The sequence below is a fragment of the Microcoleus sp. AT8-A3 genome, assembly GCF_036705675.1.
Taxonomy (GTDB): Bacteria; Cyanobacteriota; Cyanobacteriia; order Cyanobacteriales; family Microcoleaceae; genus Microcoleus.
This window is the reverse complement of sequence record NZ_JAUBVD010000126.1, coordinates 1-3,656: the sequence shown is the minus strand read 5'-3', so window position 1 is coordinate 3,656 and position 3,656 is coordinate 1. Positions and strand designations below refer to the sequence as shown.

The window sequence follows — 3,656 nt, the reverse complement described above, 5'->3', positions numbered from 1 at the left end:
ATTTGTTTATGATTGCTTTATTTGGTTTTCAATGTTCGTGACGGCTTTGTGTTCCGCCATGTAAATAAACATAAAGCATATTCTCAGGTTTGTAAAGTTTTTTAACAACAGATTAACTGATGATATGTATAAGATTGACTTATAAATAGCAGGAATGGTGGATAAATGGGAAAGAATGGACAAAAACTAGGTAAAGCCTGGAAGCGCGTCGCCTTCAGGCATGGAAATATTAAGATACAGACTTCTGCTGGCTAGGTATCATAATGAGAGCCCAATAGGGAACTTCAGCGGGCTCGACATCTGCGATCGCCCGAATTCGCTGATTCGGCATAGTTGCGCGTTCTATATACAATGCTCGATCGAACTGTCCCAACTCAATCAGTACGTCCCGGACTTTCGCAAAATGCCTCCCCAGCTTAATAATTACAGCAGCATCAACAACCGCCAGTCGATCGCGCAAAACCTCAGCATCCAGCGTCGCAGGCATAATACTTAACACATCGTTACGATAAGTCAGCGGCACTCCCAACGCAGCCGCACTCGCCATTGTCGAAGAAATTCCCGGCACAACTTCAGTGGTAAATCTCGCCGACAAACGGTTGAATAGATACATAAACGAGCCGTAGAGAAAAGGTTCGCCCTCACACAGCACCGCCACATCCTGTCCCTCGCTCAGATGGGCGGCAATTTTCTCGGCAGCAATATCATAATAAGGTTGAGACGATCGCGTCGGACTAAAAGGCAACGGCATCGGAATCTCAATTTGCTCCGGGCGCAGATAATCAGCAACGATCGCCCGCGCCAGCACCTTACCATTTTCCATCGCCGGATAGGCAATCACCGGCACCGATTGCAAAATCCGATAAGCTTTCAATGTGATCAATTCTGGATCGCCAGGGCCAATACCCAAACCGTACAATTTACCAGTAGCCTTAGTCATAATTCATCCTTTTTCGCTAACGCATTCACGGCTGCCGTTGCCATTGCACTGCCACCACGCCGCCCGTGCAACGTAATAAATGGCACTCCCCGACTGTTGGCAGCGAGTTCGGCTTTGGATTCGGCAGCCCCCACAAATCCTACCGGGAAACCCAGAATTAAAGCCGGTTTGGGTGCTCCGGCATCCAACATTTCCAGTAGTCGGAACAAAGCAGTCGGGGCATTGCCAATTGCCACAACCGCACCCTCCAAGTTATCCAGCCATAAATCAAGCGCCGCAGCCGATCGAGTATTTCCTATTTGTCGCGCCAACTCCGGGATTTCGGAATGCCAGAGGGTGCAAATCACCGGATTGTCAGCGGGAAGGCGTTTGCGAGTGATACCTTCGGCCACCATCCGGGCATCGCACAGAATCGGCGCACCTGCGGCGAGGGCTTGGCGTCCGCAGGTGGCTGCACCGGGCGAAGCTGCTAAATCTGCAACAATATCCGTCATGCCGCAACTGTGAATTAGTCGCACGGCTACCGATTCTAAATCGGGCGGCAAGCTTGACAAATCTGCTTCGGCTCGAATTGTGGCAAAGGATTTTGTGTAGATTTCTGTTCCGTCTCGAATGTAGTCAATCATTGTTTAAAACTGCTATGGGAAGTTTGTGGGATTTGTGAAATAGATTTTTTGAATGAACCGCGAAGGCGCGTTAGCGAAGCGGCGCGTAAGCGCTAGGACGCGAAGGGAAAAATATCAAGATAGGTGCTTAAAACTTGTCAGTTTTAATGGTATATTTTTTCACTTTAAATTCCTATTTTCGGTGCTTAACAACTGCTGTAATTGGTCGATCGCCTGCCGATCGACAAACTCACCAAATGACTCCAAAGGCTCTCGAAAGCGCTGATATACCTGCAACATTCGCTCGATCGCACCGGGCATCTCGATCGCACTCACCGCCGGAAAAATTGGTCGCCCGAAGGGCAAATCTTTTCTACCCGCATAAATGTCGTAACCTTCGATCGTCTCGTGTCCTCGCTCAATCTGAATTCCCACCAGCGTGATATCAATTGGCTGGTGCTGGGCGCAGGACTTTTGGCAACCGCTGAAATGAATGTTAATCGGCAGGTCGATCGTCAATTTTTGCGCTAAATCCCTCACCATTGCTAGGGCGTGACTTTGAGTATCTGTCGCCGCCGACGCACAGCCGCTGCTGCCGGCACAAGCCACCAAGCACGAATCTAGGCGAGTCGCTGACGAGTGCAATCCCAAATCGGCGATTTGCTGTTTTACCTCAAAAAGCTGGGAGTTGGGGATATCAGAAATCAACAGATTTTGCCACGGCGTAAGTCTCAGGGTACCGCTGGCTAGATTTTGGGCTAAATTTGCCAAATTCCGCAGTTGCTTTGATTCTAGCCTACCGAGAGGCAGCGCAATTCCCATGTAGGAAAAACCGGACTGTCGCTGAGGATGAATGCCGAGATGTCGGGATTGTTCGATCGCCCTTGCAGATGAGTCGATCGAACGGGCGGGCAAGATGCCCACCCCACAAGGAAATTCACTCTTTGTGGAACAGGCATCTTGCCTGTTTTTGGGAAAGGCGATCGAACGGGCGGGTAAGATGCCCACCCCACAAGGAAATTCACTCTTTGTGGAACAGGCATCTTGCCTGTTTTTGGGAAAGGTGCAAGATGTGAATTGCCATAAAAATGGTAAATTCTGCTGTACCCTTTCTAGATAACTTTCAGCGCCCCAATCTGTCAGCAGGTGACGCAAACGCGGTTTTTTGCCATCAATTCGAGGTCGATTTTTGGTGTATTCAAGATAGGTGCTAGCGAGGGCGGCTAATACTGAAATACATTGCGATTCTTGGATGAAAATTCCTGTATCGCCGTTTAAATGCAGCCGAAAAACGATTTCTGATTGGGTTGAAAGCGCTTCAGCAGCTAATAAAATATCGTTGCGTAAAGCCTGGATCGAAACCGATTCCCCGCCGTCGAAGCCAATACTGAACTTAGGCGAAAGTTCCGACAATTCGGGATGCGTTTGCAGGTAATCATCCCAAGCTTTCACTAGCGGGCGAGTATCCAGTAACTGCTGGCGATCGATCCCTGCTGTCGGGCTTGCCATAATATTGCGAATCGGGTCAACTTCAACGCGGCGAGACGCTATCCCCAATTCCTGCAAGCGGTTCCAGACTTCCGGGGGAATTTCCGAGTGCACTTCTCGGATTTGCAAATTTCCCCGATTCGTCACTTGCAAACAGCCGGTACTGTATTGATCTGCCAAATCGGCGATCGTCCGACACTGCTGCGCGTTTAAAATTCCCCCCGGAATCCGCATTCTCGATAAAACTCCGTCTCGGGCTTGGGAACCGTAAAATAAACCCGGACAAGTCGGCAAATCAGTCAAAGCTAACAAATAATCTCCTCCCCGTGCTACGCAGGGAATCCAAAAGTAAACGCCCACAAAGCGCCCCCGAAATCGGCATTCTGACTTTTACAGTTGCGGCACAGCGCCGGAATTGCACCGGACTTTCCCGCTTTCAGGTTTTAGAAAGGTATCACGAGCTGACCCACAGAAAGCAAAACCCTCAACTTTCTTAACAAAACTTCTGGCGATTGCGTCGGGCCCCGCAAGCTACGGCCCTGTCTCTCCTCTCATCAGCTTTCCTAATCACACTCATCAGTTTAACTGTCGTCAAACCCCTTTACAAACCTTAACGATAGGCG

Annotated in this window: 3 protein-coding genes and 1 riboswitch; all 3 genes read right to left on the bottom strand. The window is 49.5% G+C overall.

What is annotated here, in order from left to right; genetic code table 11:
* Positions 1-229: 229 nt before the first annotated feature.
* Positions 230-940: a precorrin-2 C(20)-methyltransferase gene (locus tag QUB51_RS30080; RefSeq protein ID WP_333058637.1), complete on the bottom strand. Its 711-nt coding sequence runs from the start codon at positions 938-940 to the stop codon at positions 230-232.
* Positions 937-1,566, bottom strand: coding sequence for a precorrin-8X methylmutase (locus QUB51_RS30075; protein WP_333212848.1), 630 nt, complete (start codon positions 1,564-1,566; stop codon positions 937-939). The genes QUB51_RS30080 and QUB51_RS30075 overlap by 4 nt, the downstream gene beginning before the upstream one ends.
* A 159-nt stretch (positions 1,567-1,725) precedes the next feature.
* Positions 1,726-3,393: a precorrin-3B synthase gene (cobG, locus tag QUB51_RS30070; RefSeq protein WP_333262377.1), complete on the bottom strand. Its 1,668-nt coding sequence runs from the start codon at positions 3,391-3,393 to the stop codon at positions 1,726-1,728.
* A gap of 8 nt (positions 3,394-3,401) precedes the next feature.
* Positions 3,402-3,481, bottom strand: a riboswitch (adenosylcobalamin-variant (AdoCbl-variant) riboswitch).
* Positions 3,482-3,656: the final 175 nt, after the last annotated feature.

Excerpts from the sequence above, each read along its gene's own strand:
- QUB51_RS30075 (WP_333212848.1), bottom strand. The coding sequence starts at position 1,566 with ATGATTGACTACATTCGAGACGGAACAGAAATCTACACAAAATCCTTT.
- QUB51_RS30080 (WP_333058637.1), bottom strand. The coding sequence starts at position 940 with ATGACTAAGGCTACTGGTAAATTGTACGGTTTGGGTATTGGCCCTGGC.